Genomic DNA, 16,948 nt, shown 5'->3' on the forward strand with positions numbered 1-16,948 from the left:
GTCTCGCTATTAAATACCTGACCATAGCCGCTATTTTGTGGGGTTACTAATTTTTACAGGGCTGTCGTTGTTCAGCTGCTGGTTATTGGATACAATTACACTTGAACCGGGTGTAACACCAGATAATATCTCCACCTCTTTACCATCATCATGTCCAGTATTAACATAATTCCACACCGCCAGACCATGTTCAAACGTAAATACGATCATTTTTCCGCTCCTGGTGACAACGGCACGTTTCGGGATCATCAGCGCGCGGTTTTCCGGAATATTGATAACTGCCTGTGCGTTCATCCCAGGTAGCAGCCCCACAAAATCTCGGATATGTAGCCGGACCCTGACCATGCCATTTTCGTCGACGATTGGGTTGATTTCTCCGACAACCGCTCCGTGTACTTTTCCTGTGGCCAAAGGGATCACAGTACCGGCCTGCCCAATTTTTATTTTATTGATGTCCTCCTCCAGCAGACTGGTTTCCAGCGACAGTTCACCGGACGAGTAAACAGTAAACAATTCATCCCCCGCACGAACAAAATCCCCTTGGTGCACCTTGACATTGGCCACTTTCCCGGCAAAAGGGACTCGGACAGAGGCCCTGGAAAGTTCATTTTCACGTTCCTGAATGTCAAGTTCAGCCTGGACTAAGCCCGCGTTCGATTTAATTTTATGGTAAACCGTATCAAGCGTTGCACGGCTTTTGTTTTTCAGCAGGCTTTCCTGACTCAACAGATCGCTCTTATAGTTAACGGAACTGTTAAAAGCAGTTTCTTTGGCCCTGTTCAATTTGATGATCAGGTCTTTGGTATCAAATTTCAGCACCTCTTCACCCGATCCGAACACCGCGCCGTTACCAGCCCTACTCAGTTCAATAAAGCCGCTCATCGTGCTGTAGATTTTTGCAATTTTCTCAGGGTAAACTTTTCCGGCACCTTCGACTTTAAACTGTATTTTTTTTGTTTGGGCGCGAATAGTGTCGACCGGTATCTGTTCCATTGTTACTGGCACCAGGCTTAAAGAATCAGCGTTTTCTTTTTCCTTTTTTGGCCCTGAGCAAGATTGAAAAAAGCAGAACAGCGCCGCCGCAGAGAGTATAAAAACCATTTTTTCTGTCATAAATTGATCCCATGTTTAGAGTTTTTAAAAAGCGTTATTGTTTCATTTTTATGTGAAATAGTATTTATATATATATCAAATATCATTTTATCAGGATTAACAAGAAAAAATGAAAAAGCAAATTATATTCTCAATAATAACAAAAAAAAATATTTTATTCTGTTGTTATTTAATTTTTTGTTATATAGTTTTGTTTAGCAGTCGGCCGACAGCGTTCAATTAAATTATTATTTATTATTAATTAAAAAAACATCATTATGAACAGCTTAAAAAAACACTTTTCAAAAATCGTCGCAACTGCTCTTCTTGTAGGTTCAGGAATTATTTTCCCAGTAAGCAAATCGAATGCAACTGTACCTACCACTTATTGCTGGGGCTCACTGCGTACAGTGCAAGGCATCGCAGTTTGTGATGGTAGCGCAAACAACTGCACACATCCATGTTCACCGGCTAATTAATCGTGAAAGGCCTGTCAGGTTTAAAAGCCTGACGGGCTTCTTTTCAAAACGTGTCCGATCATATCTTTGGTCGATACGATCAAGGTCTGCAAATATTTTTTCTTCAGCAACTGTAAAACTGACAGAGTCGAACGGTTGCCGCTACCCATTTCCCAGTTTGCGATAAATTCCTTTTTGATAGTGTTGAAAACTATGTAAAGGTCACAAAAGAGCCAGCTACCCGATGTAATTCTTCAATCAATATACGAGAACATGAAACAACTGCAAAGCATTCAGATAAAAACCATTGCAATAGCTGCCTTATCCAGCCTTTTGCTCTTTTCCTGCCGGTCATTTGGAAACAGAAACCCTGAGGCCAAGGAAATCTCCTTTAAAATTACCGACAGCATCCCGTTGTACAACGACTCGCTTTCGTTCCGGTTCTTCGATATCAGTAAGATAGCACACGATTCGATACTCGCATTTCAGCACCCAGCCTTAAATTTATCACTGTTAAACCACAAAGGCGTTTTTCAGAAAACCATCAGTAAAAAAGGAGAGCTGCTCGGACAATTTGTTGGCACCTTTATTCAGCCTAACCTGTCAACAGATAATTTTCTTTTTGTTGTAGAAGACGGTAATACACCATGCATTTCCATTTTCAATCCTGCATTTAAATTTGTAAAAAGGATATATCTTAACCAATATATTGACTACGATTATGTCCCCACGTTGCAATCCACATCCTTTGTAGAAAAAACGGACGGCGTAACAAAATTATTCCTGAGCACGAATACCACTCAATATGGATTCAGTTCACCCGACCTTTACAAAAGAACCAGTAGTGTTATGGAACTCGATCTGGATAAAGACTTCAATGTGATTAGTAAAAAAAGGTACCTGCCCTACAAAAATTACCCTAAAATCCAGTCAGCCTTAGCCGCAAATAAAAAGGACTGGGACAGCCCGGTCGCGCAGATTGCCGCAGATGCACCCACGAAAACCAAATACGTTAAATACGAGTTCGATGATAACCTCTATGCTTATGACGATAATTGGCATTTAATCAAAACCTATGCCGTTTCACCGCCATATGCGACCGGAGGCTACAGCATTCCGTTTAACCAAGGTATCAGAGACCAGCAAAAAAGCACCGAAACGGACTTTAAATTAAGGTATGCCAATATTTATTATTACAGCATGGACATCAAAGATGGTAAAGCATTCATCCTTTACCTCAAACCTCTGGAGGCAGATGCGATACCTAAAAATCAATTTGAAGAAAACAAAGTAGTGGTTACGCCCGTGCTACATGTAATCGATCTTAAAACGGACAAGCAATTTTTTGTAAACCTTCCCGTGAAGCTTTCCCCTTACAGTCACGTAGCCGCACTAAATAGTAACGAGGTGATGATCTCGGGAAATTCCAAGATCAACGAAGATATTCAACTCTACAAAATCAAGCTTAATTATGAATAAGGCGAATCTCGTGGTAGCTGCATGTATGATCGGCTGCCTCTTTTCCTGCAATAGCCATCAGAAAGATGAAAGCGATAGATTCCGGGTAGCTGATTCCATTTTAATGAAGAACCTGGTGGGGACTAACAAGTCTGCTACATTTTACCTGATTGCTGATGCTTCGTGTGAATTTTGTATTAAAAACCTGGAATTTTACCTAAGTAAAATCCCTCGGAAAGAGCGGTATATTATTTATACCACTGCTTTCCGTAAAATTCGTTACAGAGATCTTCCCGTCAGCAATATTGTAGATAGCAGTAATCTCGTGATATTACAGGGGTATACCCTGCTCGAGAATGTTGCCGCGCTCACAAAGGATATCAAAGGCCCATATAAAATAACAATGGACAAAAATCGGGTCAAAAATATTTCTCCGCTGATGCCTCACGTCACCAAATAAAGCCCGGGTATAATATAACAAAGACATGTCCGGAAAGAAAGGCAAAAAGAAAGCGGTGAAATCACCTTAAAAACTGACAAGTAGCCAGACCATAATCATAATTAATGACGCCGATTAGAATTGTCATGCTGTTTATTGTGACCGCAATGCTGAGCATTTTTTGTCTTAGCAAATTAAATATCAGTTATTTACCGGCGCAGACAACGGCTAACCAGATCTCTATACTTTTTAGCGTTGCTGATGCCGACCCGGAACAGACGGAGACACTCGCAACAGAACCGTTAGAGAATATCCTTTCCGGAATTAATGGGATCAAAAAAATATCTTCCGTCTCCTCTTACAATTCCGGGCGCATAGTTGTTACTTTTGAGAGTAAATCTGATTTCGACTATAAATATTTTGAAATCATTTCAGCGGTTCGGGAAGCGAGACAGCACCTTTCGCCACGTGTCTCATTTCCATTGGTGAGTAAAGGCGAAGAAATGAACACGGCTGATAAAACCCCGCTACTGGTTTATACGATCGAGTTCAAAAAAAACAGCGCTGAAACCAGCAATAACGTACAACTTTCTATCAGACAAAAGCTCGCTGCCGTACCAGGTATCAGGCGGATAGAGTTATCAGGGTATGACGATCAGCAGTTGAATATTATTTATGACCAGCAAAAACTACAGGCATTACAGCTTCGGCCGGAATCCCTGGTATCTGCTATCAGGAAAAACACGACGGAGTTTTATCCTGGACTGACCAATGTCGGCACTTACGGGCAAATGGCCGTGAGGGTATTCCATCCCATCAGTTCTTTATTGGACATCAAAAACATCCCGGTTGTCACTCTGCAGGCAGGACTGGTTCATTTGGGCGATTTAAGCAATGTTTATCTCGGTAATAAGCCTGCCGAAAATATCTTCAGGATTAACGGTAAAAAGTCGATTAATTTAAGCATATATGCTGACGACCGAAAAAATCAGCTTGAAGCAACAGTGCACATCAAACAGGCAATCCTAGGCATTGAAACGGCGTTTGATAAAAATTGCAGTTTTGTACTTACCCATGATAACTCGGCATATATCAGGACCGAACTTCGGGAAAACATTATCAGGAGCTGTTTTGTGGTCATCATTTTGGTCATTCTGCTATTTATTTCATACCGCGACTGGCAGCCTCTTATCATATTAACGGGTACATTACTAATCAACCTCGGACTCCTCGTATTGTGCTGCTGGTTTCTTCGTGTGGAAATCCATCTTTACTCCCTGGCCGGTATTACCATCGCCTTCGGTATAATGATTGACCATGCGATCATTATATTCGACTACTTCCATCAGTATAAGAATATCAAATCGTACACCGCATTGTTGGGTGCGACGCTCACGACGATCGCCTCCCTGTTGTTGGTTTTTCTTTTACCCGATGAAGAAAAGAAAAACCTGGGTGATTTTTCCATTATTATTTGCCTGGCATTGGGTTCATCCCTGCTGACAAACCTGTTCTTTACAATTTCACTTTACAAAATCACATACGGCTCCGGTTGGAACAGGCCGGCACCCGGCGTTGTGACGGAAGCCCAAAAAGTCTCGATGAAAGCAGGCCGGGTTTATTTTATCCTCATTAAAAACACAGGGAGGTTCAAAAAAACATTCCTGGTTGCAGTCACCCTATTATTTGGATTACCAATTTTCCTGCTTCCTGATAAGCTGGAAAATTCCTCTCTTTATAACCGGACAATAGGATCTGATGTATATCAGCAATACCTCAGGCCTTACCTGGACAAATACACTGGCGGATCGCTCCGTTTATTCAAGGTCAATGTATTTGATGGCAGCGGTTTTCGGGACGCAGGCAAAACAAAACTGGTGATCAACGCAGAAATACCACCAGGCAAACCAATTGAACAAATGGATCAGCTTTTCATCGCGCTGGAAAATTTCCTCAAACCGTACGAAGGCATCGATAAATATATCTCAAGAATCTATTCCCCGCAGAATGGCGTTATGGAAATCTTTTTTAAAAAGGGCTTTGAACATTCGGATTATCCAGGGCGGATTAAATATCTCTTGACCAATAAAGTGATTTTTTATGGCGGGGTGACCTGGAGTATTTACGGTTCCGGACAGGGCTTCAGTAATTCGATGGAAAATCAACTACCTTTTTTTCGGATAAAGTTGAGCGGTTATGACGCGGGGACATTGGATAGGCTGGTATCCGACTACGGCCATTTACTCAGCTCCAATAAACGTGTGGGCAAAGTTGAACTAAACGAGCGGTACACTTATGAAGATAAACCAGGCCAGCAATATAATTTCCATATCAACGACAGCGCATTGACGGCAAGGAACCTGAACCACGCAGATCTCAACACAGCCCTGGCCTGGGAAAGGGATAATCCCGAAATCTCCGCCATTAACGTGGACAACACTTTTTACCCGCTTCATTTCACCGCATCCGGAACGTCCACACTTACCGAATGGGACCTGCTCCATGACCCGCTTCTTATCAGTAATGAAAAGGCGATCAGGTTTTCAGGCATGGGAAAGATAACCCTGGATAAGACATCCGGTGCTATTTATAAAGAGAACAGACAGTACCTCAGGGTTGTCAGTTTTGAATACAACGGATCGGCAAACTTCGGGGACCGCTTTCTGGAAAAAAGTATGACGAATTTCAAAAAGAGCCTGCCGGAGGGTTATTTCTTAGAAAGGGTCAATGATTCAAGAACTCAAAAGAATGATGATGCCATCTATGGAACCATCGTTGTCTTGTTGATAATCACAAACTATATCATTTGTTGTATCCTGTTTGAAAACCTCTTCCAGCCGCTGGCCATCATCTTTACCATACCAGTTTCTTTCATCGGTATATTTTTGACTTTCTATTGGTTTGGTATTTCGTTCGATCAGGGTGGCTACGCTTCATTTATCATGCTTGGAGGCTTGGTAGCCAATGCCGGTATCTTCATCATCAACGATTACAATATGCTGCAGAAGAAATTCCCGGAAGAAAACAGAAACAAGCTTTTGACCAATGCAATCTTAAACAGGTTCAGGACCATTTTACTAACAAGTATATCGGCCGTTTGCGGTTTAATCCCGTTTTTATTCCAGGGAAATAATGAGGTATTCTGGTTCTCCTTTGCAACAGGTACCATCGGCGGCGTCGCCTGCTCTTTTTTCAGCGTGTTTATTTTTCTTCCCGTCATGCTTTGGAACCGGGATGGCAAACGCGACGTCCCTGATTTATCTTTCAAGCTTCAGGAAACCCGGAAATGAAATTAGTATTAGTCGGGTGCCATATACCGTTTCGCTCCAATCGCCATTTCGTCACCCGATAATAGGTATTAGTCACATATTTTGATAGGTTCGTCATTCTCCTGACAGATCATCGATTAATTTTCCATAATTTAATACAGTAAAAAGTTTTGACGTTCGGCTTCGCGAGGGGGCACATCGACGAGTGGGACATACGCCCGTTACGTTTGATAGGAAGCACAATCTTTTTTCAACCAACCTTTGCCTTAATAAATTTTTTATAAAAATGCTGAAATGCTGTATTATCGAGGATGTACCGACCTCATCACAACTTATTGAAAATTATATCAACGATACCCCAGGACTAGAATTCGCAGGCTGTTCCGTTGGGTTGAACAACGGGATCAATCTGGTTAACCGTATATTACCAGACCTCACGTTTGTTAATGCCAGTATGCGGGAAATTTCCGGGATAGATCTCGCCAAATTGACAAGTAGCCTGACAACCGTTATACTGATCACCGAAGATCCGGATCTCGCCTTGGCCGCATATGATAACGAGATCTTCGATTACCTGCTCCAACCTGTCCCTTACTGGCGCTTTATAAAGTGCCTGACCAACCTGAAAAACATAGCCAAAAGGCTTAGCGCTTATTCCCGCGAAAACCATTTTTTCATTCGAACAGAGGCCCGCGGAAAATTCATCAGGATCAATTTTTCGGATATCGTCTATATAGAAGGAGCTTTAAATTATATTCATATTCACCTTGTCGACGGTACCCGGATTAAAACCTACATTTCGTTGACCGATATTTACGCCAATCTGAACCCTTTCAAGTTCACCAGAATTCACCGGTCCTATATCATCAACAACGACCTGCTCACAGAAGTCAACGGAAATGACATTGTCATGTGCGGAAGGGCTTCTCTGACAATTGGAGCCGCTTACAAAACCAGTTTCTTTGACAGCCTTGCACACAAGGTAATCGGGGCAAAAAAAGTAACGGAAGAAGTATAAGTCATCAGGAACCACCGCTATGACTTTCAATCACCTCTCTCAGGGAAACTCTAATATCCACTCTGGCTCCGACTGACTGGTGAAGAATCTCACCCGATTTACCAATCACAATATGCACCGGCAACACGTTGGTATTGAATTGTTTGCTTAGATTGCCTTCAAAATTCAGAATTTTATATTTGAAGATCCGGTTATCCAGAAAATAATCTACTCTCTGCTTTTTATCCGCTGTAATCGCCAGGAAAACTATATCCGACCGGTTACGGTACCCGTCGACCAGTTGATTTAACTCCGGAATTTCCGCAACACATGGAGCGCAACCAATGCTCCAGAGATTAATAACGATGATTTTGCCTTTAAAATCAGCGAGCTGAACCTGCGAGCCATCTAATGCCGTACAATGAAAATCAGTAATTGGTGGGACATCAGGATCCGCATGTATCTCCCCCTTTCGCGCTATTGAAGACAGAAATGTCGCAAATGAATCTTGCGTTATATTGTATTCTTTAAATAATTTCCGCAGAGAATCTAATGCAGCGGGATCGGCGTCCCGGTATAAACTTACATAGTCGTTCAGCGCACGGGTATAATCCCCGGCAAGCTTGTATGAATTTGCCCGTACAGACAGAATTGATCGCTTGAAATTGTCTGCAGTACTGCTGCCACCGATTATCTGTAACGCTGCCGAAGCATGAACGATTGCGCTGCTGTAATTTTTTTGCAACACAGCGACCTTGGCAAGGTCCAGCAACGTGAGGGGTACATAAAGCTGGTATTGTGCGTCTGTGATGCGCTCCTCATGGTTAACACGGCCATCCTGAAAATATTTCAGTTCTTTTTTCAGTAATAACTCCGCTTTTCTGGCTTTTAACTTACGGGATATATATATTTCAGGCAGTTGATTTAAGCGGTAATAGCTGATAGTTCCGTTTTTATAAGCAGGGCCCGATACCCGCTCAAACGCACGAACCGGAATCGTTCGATCATCCTGCAGGTAGTCCCAAATGATATCGTCTTTTGAAAGTTCGGCATCCGGGTATCGCATAAAAATTTCCCTGAGCCGGGATCGAATATCATCCGCGATTGCCTTACCGGATGCTTTATAGTTTTCATAATTATAAATGGTAAAGGCAAACCGTGTTTCTGCACTCGCCGGGAAAAGGTTTAACATCCGCAAAAGATAATCCTTTCCGCTTTTCATGTCCCCTGTTTTAGCGTAAGCGACGCACAAAGCAGCTAATAGTCCGGAATTCCCGTCCGGTGATCCTTTCCTCCCCCTGGCTATCTCCAGCAGTTTATGCAGCATGTCCTGAATCTCCTTCTTTCCCTCGCTACCTTCCTTGATCATGGAAACCACGTTGATATAGCTGGCATAGGCCAGGAAATTATCCGGATACCGGCCAATTTCCTGGAGAAATAAGCTATCGGGGTGATCGGAAAAAAAAGCCTGTAATAAGGCGCCCCTTACCGGTGTCCTTTTATTCGGTGTATAAACCAGTAAGTCTATCGCTGCATTGTGATCGTCTTTATTTAGGGTGTAAAATCCTGCTTTAAGGGAAGCTGCCTCCGGTACCTTAAATAATGCGGTCAGCAGTTTCCCACACATTCTCATTCTTCGGTGACAACTTTGCATCGTTCCATCCTGAAAATAAGTGCTTACCCTTAAAAAGACCGGGGAATTTCCACGTAAGGCAGCCTGTGGATCCAACGAATCATAAGTGAAACGGATAGTTTCCCCCGCTGCGGGCTTTAAGATATTCACCCGTCCAGGCTGCGTCCATGCCAAAAAAGGCAGGCAGCATATGAATACATATAAGAAAGAAATTTTGACCATGTTCTTGCTTTTTTGTAAATTGAACACAATCATTTTGAGAAGCAATATAATTTGACGAACCCCCAATTCAACCGTACAAGGCAAGGTTGTCAGGCATTAAATACAGGAATGGCACTGTGAATTGTCGTTCATCGGGAAAAAACAGCTATCCGTCATAGCTTTTTAGTGGTTTGTCATTAAAATCCAACGATTATTTATAATATCTATACCTTGAGCACATGAAATGGTTAAAGACCTTTTGGGATAAATCTTTTACAAAACTTCCATACCGGTTGTTTTTGCATGGCAGTTTTTGGTTTATTCTTCTTTTTTTCGGGATGGAAGAAAGCACTATTGTGCGCATCGATCTACAGCAGCGTATTTTCGTATCACTGGTGGGGGTGTTTTTCGCCTTGTTTTTATATTACCCCCTGATCTATTTCATTTTACCCTTTTTACAAAAAAAAAAATGGTTGCCGGCACTATTCTTTTTCGTACTTTATTACGTCGCGGCCATAATATTGAGGAATTACCATATTCAGCTGGTGGTGGGGCTTTACAACCTCAAAGGCAAATGGGTAGTTGGTGAAGACTTTTGGGACAGACTTTACCAAAATAGATTCAATATGACTGGTATAACAGAAATTCTTTTCAGCAGTTTACCCAGCATGTTACAGGTCATTTATATCCCGTTAGCCATTAAATTTATCCGTTATGCCTATCAATTCAATATCAGACAGGCCTGGCTCGCCAAGGAAAACGCACAATTACAGTTATCGACGCTGAAGGCCCAGATCAATCCTCATTTTTTCTTTAACACGCTGAACAATCTTCAATCTTTTATTGTGCAGAACGAGAAAGAAAAATCGGTTGACTTGTTGAACAAGCTGGGTGAATTTATGCGTTCAACCCTATACGAATGCGAAGATGAATATATCACGATGAACCAGGAGATTACCCTGCTGCAGAATTATGTGGCCATTGAGCGGGTACGTTTCGCTGAACTGGCAAAGATCAGGATCAGCTTGATCGATGAAGACCCGAACTATCGCATCCCTCCTTTTATCTTCCTGCCTTTTATGGAAAATGCATTTAAATATGGTGGGGCTTTGCCAACGAAAGAAATTGCCATAAATGTGGAATTGGTCAATTCAGCGGAACGGCTTTATTTAAAATCAACCAATAAGTATTACCAGGAACCAGGTGCAACCGCTCAAGGAGGGATTGGCTTACACAACGTCCGGCAGCGTCTGAATTACTACTTCAAAGAAAAACATAACTTGGACATATGCCAGACACAAGACTTTTTTAACGTAGAACTACAAATTGATAAACAATGAATTACCTGATTGTTGACGACGAACCCCAAGCCCGCAAATTGCTGCAGGCTTATATGGAGAACATGAACTCCTACCATCTCGTGAGGCAATGCGAGAGCGCCATGGAGGCATTTGAAACGCTTTACAGTGAAAAGATCGATATGATGTTTCTTGATATTAAGATGCCTATCATATCCGGAACTGATTTCCTGCGTTCATTAAAGAATCCTCCACTGGTAATTTTTACAACTGCCTATAATAAATATGCTATGGAAAGCTACGAGTTGAATGTCGTCGACTATTTGTTAAAACCGATCGCTCTTCCAAGGTTACTACAGGCATTGGAAAAAGTTCAAAACAGATTGTTAAGTCAAAGAAACCCGGCAATAAACGACCAGGTTAGACATTTGTTCGTTAAAGTAGGGCTCAAAATTCTCAAAGTAAATTTAGATGAAATTTTATTGATTGAAGGAATGCAAAATTATTGCAAACTGCATTTGAAGGATAAAGTTATGGTTGCCGGTAATACTATGAAAGCCATGGAAGATATGTTACCTGCCAATGCGTTTATCAGGGTTCACCGATCTTATATTGTACCTGTTGCGACAATTAACGCCATTATTGGCAACACCATTGAAACTTCCTATCAACAGGTTCCTATCGGCGTAAACTACCGATCTGCAATTTTAAAATATGCTAACGCCAGGTAATCGGGCAGGGATAAAATCCCTGCAGAACTAATCTTGAAAAAACGCTGGCGCCTGTTCCCGGGGTGGCTTATTTAACACATCAAACAACCCTCTGGCGGCCCTACGGTGTGTACACATCTTGTTGATAATTTTGGTAAAGCGTCCAGCCCTCATAAATGTTGTAAAATTTGGCCAGTCCCTTTTGTAAAACGATTGGGCCTGGCTTTCTTTGGGATGTATATCCTTTCCACCCTCCCAGCCGTGCAGTTATCCAGGTAGCCCACTTTAAGGTGTTTACTTTGGCGTGTTTCTTTAATTTCCCTGTTGCCCCGTCCATTTTGTCGCCTACCATTTGTAAGCACCTTTGTTCCTGATGGTCAAACACTTCATTGATATCCTGCTCATTATCATCATCGTAGGCAAGCATCATTTGCAATATTCTTAAACTGGCCATCATCGCCAATAACGTTAGTTTACGGATTGCCCACCCCTCTTCCAATTGTGACCGTTCGATGCGGAAACCGTCCGTTTTCAGTAGCCGGTGAACCTGTTCGATATACCACCGCTCTTTATACCATGAAATGACCGATAGGGCATCTTCGGCATTTGTCACTTCATGGGTGGTCAGTATGCGCCAGTGAATGCCTTTGCCTTCACTTAGTTCGGCAGCTTCTACCACATATACTTCCTGGGTCTCCGGCATATTCCCGTCCCTACAGGATTTTGGTTTCAAAAGCAGTGTTTTCGTCCATTTCAGCCCCATGTGTGCTACACGCTTTGTGACGCTTTTCCTGTTATCGCCAATTACCCGGAGGTGATACCAATGCATCACGGGCAATTCATCCAGGCAACTGCTTAGCTTTTTGTTCCCCGCTACCTGCCGGTCATGGTTAGAGCGGATTAACAATTCTACCTTTCCCTTTTTAACTACGCCAAACAGATCATAAATATCACTTTCCCGGTCTGCGACAATAGTTATTGAGGCTGCTTCCTTTAACAGTTCCTAGCTTGCATTAGCTGCTTTTATCCAGTTGTAAGATTCCTTTTCTTCAATTGGCAACTGTCGGTAACCCCGCCCAAGTTTGTCCGGGGCATACTCGGGCCTTTCCCATGCATCTATGTGAGAATAACCTAAGGCGTGGCTGCTAACGGCATCTACTACCAAACTGCTATGCAGCATAAACCCAAGTATATCTTCCCTCGAAGTTGTCCCAAGCCGCTTTTTGCCTTTTTACGCCCGCGTTGCGCCGAAAAGTTAAACTCCGTCGTATCTTGTATGCACAATAAATGCCTGCCTGGGCACAACGTTAGGCAACGGCCTCTTATACTTTTTATAATTCCTTCTTCAGTGAAACTATCATTGTTGAACAGCCTGTAAAAACTTCGCTGCTCGCTTTCGCTCTCTGTAATTTGTCGCAAACTGCTATCGCGTCCCATTGTTAACTTCCGAAGCGCATTTATTGCCCGCTTTTCTATGCGCTTGTCTCCGAATGCACCTGCAAAATCAGGGTTCGAATTAATCAATTCCACCATCCCGCTAAATTCAACTTTTTATTCCCATACTTGTGTACACACAGTAGCCAAAGGGAGGGGGACTTCGCCTCGATTTATGAAGAAGTTCATGGGCAATCGATAGGCGCTATGACTATCTCCACCCAACTGAAAGCCTTCGGATTCGGCTTCCGCAAATCCCGGGAAATCCTGACCAGCCCAGATCCCCTCTTTCGTGAAAAACTCAACCACATCAAATAAATCCTCTCCAACCTGAGCGTGGAAAAAACTATAGCACTGTTATATCATTGAACAGGTCAAAAAGTATGCAGTTGGATACCATTAGAGAGTTGGAAGGTCACGAAAGTTTGAAACCTTGACATCAAGGATATCAATAAGCGGAATCCTGCCTTAGGTTTACTTAACATACGAATATCTCACGCACAATACGAGGTCAAAAAAATCGATAAACTGCTCAAATCCAAACAAGATAGTTTAAACGATGACTTTCTTTCCGACCCTTTTGAACGTTTTAACCTAGCGAAATATCAGAAGAAAGGGACCTCAAATGAAAAGTTAGAACTTCAAATTCCTAACAATAGCGGTTGGAAAGTCATCTATTCCTACAATTTTTATGGCGTAAGGATTTTTGTTATCCCAGGGTTTTGGATAAACACGAAGCTTATCTGATACACAACAAAAAGAAACCACCTGTAAAACCTGCTTTTGTTTTTTTAAATACCTGCAGCAGCGGTATTGTTAGTGATCCGGATTTTGCAGACGTCCTATCAGATTTATATCCTGCTTATGCTCTTGAAATAATAATAACTACTTTTAATATTATGGATGTACATGCAGGTGAATTGCCAAGAGCATTTTATGATAATTTTATAAGGCAAAATAAAACTGCGTTTGATTCATTTATTACCGCAAAAAATTGGCTAATCCTGGGAGAAAAAAAATATTCAGCTTTTGGATACTTATTATGGTTTGCCCGTCCCGATTTAAGGTACTCACTTAAACCTTCGGCAATCATCTAAAAGACTTTGTGTAAAACTAAAAGGAAATTAACAACGGCTGAAAAAAATTAAAAGCATCGGAAATAAAAAAAGCATCCTAAACTTAAAGTTATGAAAAATCAAATTGAAATTATTGGTGGCGAACCTGTTGAAGAAGATCTTACCCGAGGGTTAAAACAAAAATTCTAAATTAAACGAAATCATAAAATTCGGTCAAATCTCTGCTGATAAGCTTTCAGACGAACTGAAAAACACAGCAACCGCTATAGGCAAGGCTATGGATTTTGTCGATGAAGCATTAAACAAATATGATCTTGATGAAATTACAATTAAACTTGCCATAACTGCAAGTGGAAACATTGGCATTTTAGGAACAGGGGTTACTGCTTCAGGCACGGGCGGCATAGATTTAAAATTCAAAAGAAAGAATTGTGCTTGAGTGGTAAAAGACTAACATGCCTCTTATTTTAGGATCTTTTCAATCTCCGCGATGTCAAAATAGCTGAATTTTTAGTGGAGAATAGATGAAAAAAAGGCTAAAAATCACAAAAAAGTCAGTATTTTTATAAAAGGCAATTTTGAAAAAAGTATAAAAAACCGCATTTCTGATTGGATATTCCGGCATGCTTGACCATGCTGTTCCGTGCCCATTAGACCAATCGATTGTGTTGATGAATATAAAATTTCAAAAATGTAATTCAGGATGATAGCATGGTCAAAGTGTAACGGAATGCCTTGTACTCATTTCCGGAACACATTGATCAACGACTCCGGAATATCCAGTCATGCAAGGACACTTTGCTTAATGCGGATCTCCAATTGTTTTATAAAAATCACCCATATATGGGTTTATTGGTTACATTTTTTTGAATCATTTTCGGGTTGTAAAAGTCAAGCGCGACCCTCAGCTAAGTAAAGATTTCGGAGAGACTCTCCGGGAGCTTCGCAATGAGAAAAACTTTCGCAAGAAGACGTCGCAAATATGCTTGAGACCTCGCCGTCGCAAGTAGGAAGGCTAGAGCGTGGTGAGACCAACCCCACCCTTGCCACCATGGGTGCTTTTTTCGGTGTTCTCGGAGTTTCATTAAGAGAATTACTTCGGTTAAAAAATTATAAGAATGACAATCACACTTAAATTGTTCTCAATTTTAAAATAGATTTCGCCAAGCACGATGACGGAATTAATTTTAAACATAAAAAAGGCACCTTTCTCTATACTTTTCAAGAGTAATTACATAGAAAACGCTTTTTGTGGCTCATCGCTATCGTCTGACTTTTTAGGTTCATCATCGTCAACGGAGCTGTTAGCTTCAAGCTTTTTCAACTCCTTCGCCAGTAATTGCGCAACGTCTTTTTTAATCCTTTTATAATTCTCCTGGATATCTTCTTCCGTTACCCGAGCCCCCCCCGGCAAAGGCTTATACAGCGCCTCCTCACGCTTAATACCCTCATAGTTGTTTTGCAACTCCGCATGAAACATTTTTAAATCGGTCCTGCAATCCGGGTTATCGGCCACAATACCCACAAATTCACCGGAAGATAAAGCCGCTGTCTTCGAGGCTGGTATTGCATATTCTAATTGCGTTGATTTGGAAACCGAAGTGTCCGAACTATTGATACTTAGGCTTTCCCGGTTCTGCATGATCTTCTCGAAATTCTCGCTCATCTTTTTAGCCGTATCCCCGCTCACCTGCCCGCAGATCACATTGCCCACAATACCCGTAATCACATCCGCATGATCCGCGCCATAATCCTTTTTGAGTTGGCTAAAATACTGTATTCCAATCGTCACACTGATCAAATTCGATCTGCCTGTAGAAATTGTGGGTATCAAGTCGGCCGTTAAGGTCGGAAATTCATCAAAGATCAGGCTGCTTTTTAACTTGCCTTTCTTATTGACGAGTTTAAGCATCCGATTTACATACAAAGAAAGTACCGCACCATACACCTGTAGCTTTTGCGGGTTGTTGCCCATACACACGATTGTAGGCTCATCCGGGTTATTGATATCTAAGGTGAAATCATTGCCTGATAACACATAATATAATTGTGGCGAAGCCAAACGGGCCAGCCCGATCTTGGCCGAAGCGATCTGCCCCTCTAACTGCGCCATCGCCTTGTTGTGGTAGGCAGATATAAAAGGATTAATCAATACCTTGATTTCTTCTTCCTGTTCCAGCACCGCGAAAAGCCGGTCATAGTCGGTTTGCATCAATTCGATGACATGGAGTAAGGTACAATACCGGCCTTTTTCATGCTTTCTTAAATACCATATAATAGCCGTCAGGAAATTAATGGGGTTTTCCACGAAGAAATCACCCTGCTTTTTCAGCCATTCCCGGTTCAAACCTAACATGATCGTGCGGCTGGATTCCGTCGCATCGGTAATATCCTCCATACTTTGCGGGTCTAGTGGGTTGCAACGATGGTAGATCTTATCAAAATCGATCACCCAAAAAGTGGGCTTGACTTTGTAGTTAGCATAATACTTTAACAATGCATTATAAGCGATCAGAGTCAAATCGCTAAACTTGAAATCATACAAAAACACACTGTGCCCTTTACGAATGTGCTGGTCGATCACATGCCGGATGACGAAGTATGTTTTACCTGCACCTGCCAGGCCCAAAACCGCCGTTGAGCGGTGTGGATTGATCACATTGATATAAGAATCCCTCACTTTGCCGTTGAGTTTATACTTAGCAGGCAGGTTGATTGAATATTCATTTTCCAATAGCCTTTCTTCCTGCGGGAACGTTTCGTTATCCCTATTAAAAATATCTTTATTGAGATTACCCTTGATCTGTCGCGACAACCAGTTGCCGCCAGTCAGGATAAGTAAGTAGCCGATACCGGTTAGAACCATATACAGGATAGCCACTA

The 16,948-nt window shown here is 41.9% G+C and carries 13 protein-coding genes; 7 read left to right on the top strand and 6 right to left on the bottom strand.

Going from position 1 to position 16,948, the window contains the following annotated elements; all coding sequences use genetic code 11:
- Window positions 1–30: 30 nt before the first annotated feature.
- On the bottom strand, window positions 31–1,113 hold the full coding sequence (locus tag A0256_17605; protein ID AMR33100.1) for a hypothetical protein: 1,083 nt from the start codon (window positions 1,111–1,113) through the stop codon (window positions 31–33).
- Between the two features lie 710 nt (window positions 1,114–1,823).
- Between A0256_17605 and A0256_17610 the strand changes: the two genes are divergently transcribed.
- The 4 genes from A0256_17610 (at window position 1,824) to A0256_17625 (ending at window position 7,734) form a co-directional block, all read left to right on the top strand.
- Window positions 1,824–3,029, top strand: coding sequence for a hypothetical protein (locus tag A0256_17610; GenBank protein ID AMR33101.1), 1,206 nt, complete (start codon window positions 1,824–1,826; stop codon window positions 3,027–3,029).
- Window positions 3,022–3,468: a hypothetical protein gene (locus A0256_17615; GenBank protein AMR33102.1), complete on the top strand. Its 447-nt coding sequence runs from the start codon at window positions 3,022–3,024 to the stop codon at window positions 3,466–3,468. The genes A0256_17610 and A0256_17615 overlap by 8 nt, the downstream gene beginning before the upstream one ends.
- Window positions 3,469–3,593: 125 nt before the next feature.
- Window positions 3,594–6,737, top strand: coding sequence for a hypothetical protein (locus tag A0256_17620; protein ID AMR33103.1), 3,144 nt, complete (start codon window positions 3,594–3,596; stop codon window positions 6,735–6,737).
- A 265-nt stretch (window positions 6,738–7,002) separates the two neighbouring features.
- Window positions 7,003–7,734 (top strand): hypothetical protein, encoded by a 732-nt coding sequence (locus A0256_17625; GenBank protein ID AMR33104.1) that lies wholly within the window; start codon window positions 7,003–7,005, stop codon window positions 7,732–7,734.
- A gap of 4 nt (window positions 7,735–7,738) precedes the next feature.
- On the opposite strand, the gene A0256_17630 is transcribed toward A0256_17625, so the two are convergent.
- Window positions 7,739–9,340, bottom strand: coding sequence for a hypothetical protein (locus A0256_17630; protein AMR33105.1), 1,602 nt, complete (start codon window positions 9,338–9,340; stop codon window positions 7,739–7,741).
- 446 nt (window positions 9,341–9,786) lie between these two features.
- Here A0256_17630 and A0256_17635 point away from each other — a divergent pair, with 446 nt between their 5' ends.
- The gene (locus tag A0256_17635) at window positions 9,787–10,887 is read left to right on the top strand and encodes a hypothetical protein (protein ID AMR33106.1); all 1,101 of its coding nucleotides are present in this window, start codon (window positions 9,787–9,789) and stop codon (window positions 10,885–10,887) included.
- On the top strand, window positions 10,884–11,576 hold the full coding sequence (locus A0256_17640) for a hypothetical protein (GenBank protein ID AMR33107.1): 693 nt from the start codon (window positions 10,884–10,886) through the stop codon (window positions 11,574–11,576). The genes A0256_17635 and A0256_17640 overlap by 4 nt, the downstream gene beginning before the upstream one ends.
- A 100-nt stretch (window positions 11,577–11,676) precedes the next feature.
- Here A0256_17640 and A0256_17645 read toward each other — a convergent pair whose 3' ends face one another.
- The 3 genes from A0256_17645 to A0256_17655 all read right to left on the bottom strand — a co-directional run bounded on the left by A0256_17645 (window position 11,677) and on the right by A0256_17655 (window position 13,298).
- Window positions 11,677–12,462 carry a hypothetical protein gene (locus tag A0256_17645; protein AMR33108.1) on the bottom strand — a complete coding sequence of 262 codons (786 nt, stop codon included), beginning with the start codon at window positions 12,460–12,462 and terminating at the stop codon, window positions 11,677–11,679.
- 251 nt (window positions 12,463–12,713) lie between these two features.
- Entirely contained in the window at window positions 12,714–13,088 is a 375-nt protein-coding gene (locus A0256_17650) for a hypothetical protein (protein ID AMR33109.1), read from the bottom strand.
- An 18-nt stretch (window positions 13,089–13,106) separates the two neighbouring features.
- Entirely contained in the window at window positions 13,107–13,298 is a 192-nt protein-coding gene (locus A0256_17655) for a hypothetical protein (protein ID AMR33110.1), read from the bottom strand.
- 413 nt (window positions 13,299–13,711) lie between these two features.
- On the opposite strand from A0256_17655, the gene A0256_17660 reads away from it, so the two are divergent.
- A complete protein-coding gene (locus tag A0256_17660; protein AMR33111.1) occupies window positions 13,712–14,086 on the top strand; it encodes a hypothetical protein in 375 nt (124 codons plus the stop codon).
- Window positions 14,087–15,296: 1,210 nt separating this feature from the next.
- Here the strand turns inward: A0256_17660 and A0256_17665 are convergent.
- Window positions 15,297–16,931 (bottom strand): conjugal transfer protein TraG, encoded by a 1,635-nt coding sequence (locus tag A0256_17665; protein ID AMR33112.1) that lies wholly within the window; start codon window positions 16,929–16,931, stop codon window positions 15,297–15,299.
- Between the last annotated feature and the right edge of the window lie 17 nt (window positions 16,932–16,948).

This window comes from Mucilaginibacter sp. PAMC 26640, from assembly GCA_001596135.1.
Taxonomy (GTDB): Bacteria; Bacteroidota; Bacteroidia; order Sphingobacteriales; family Sphingobacteriaceae; genus Mucilaginibacter.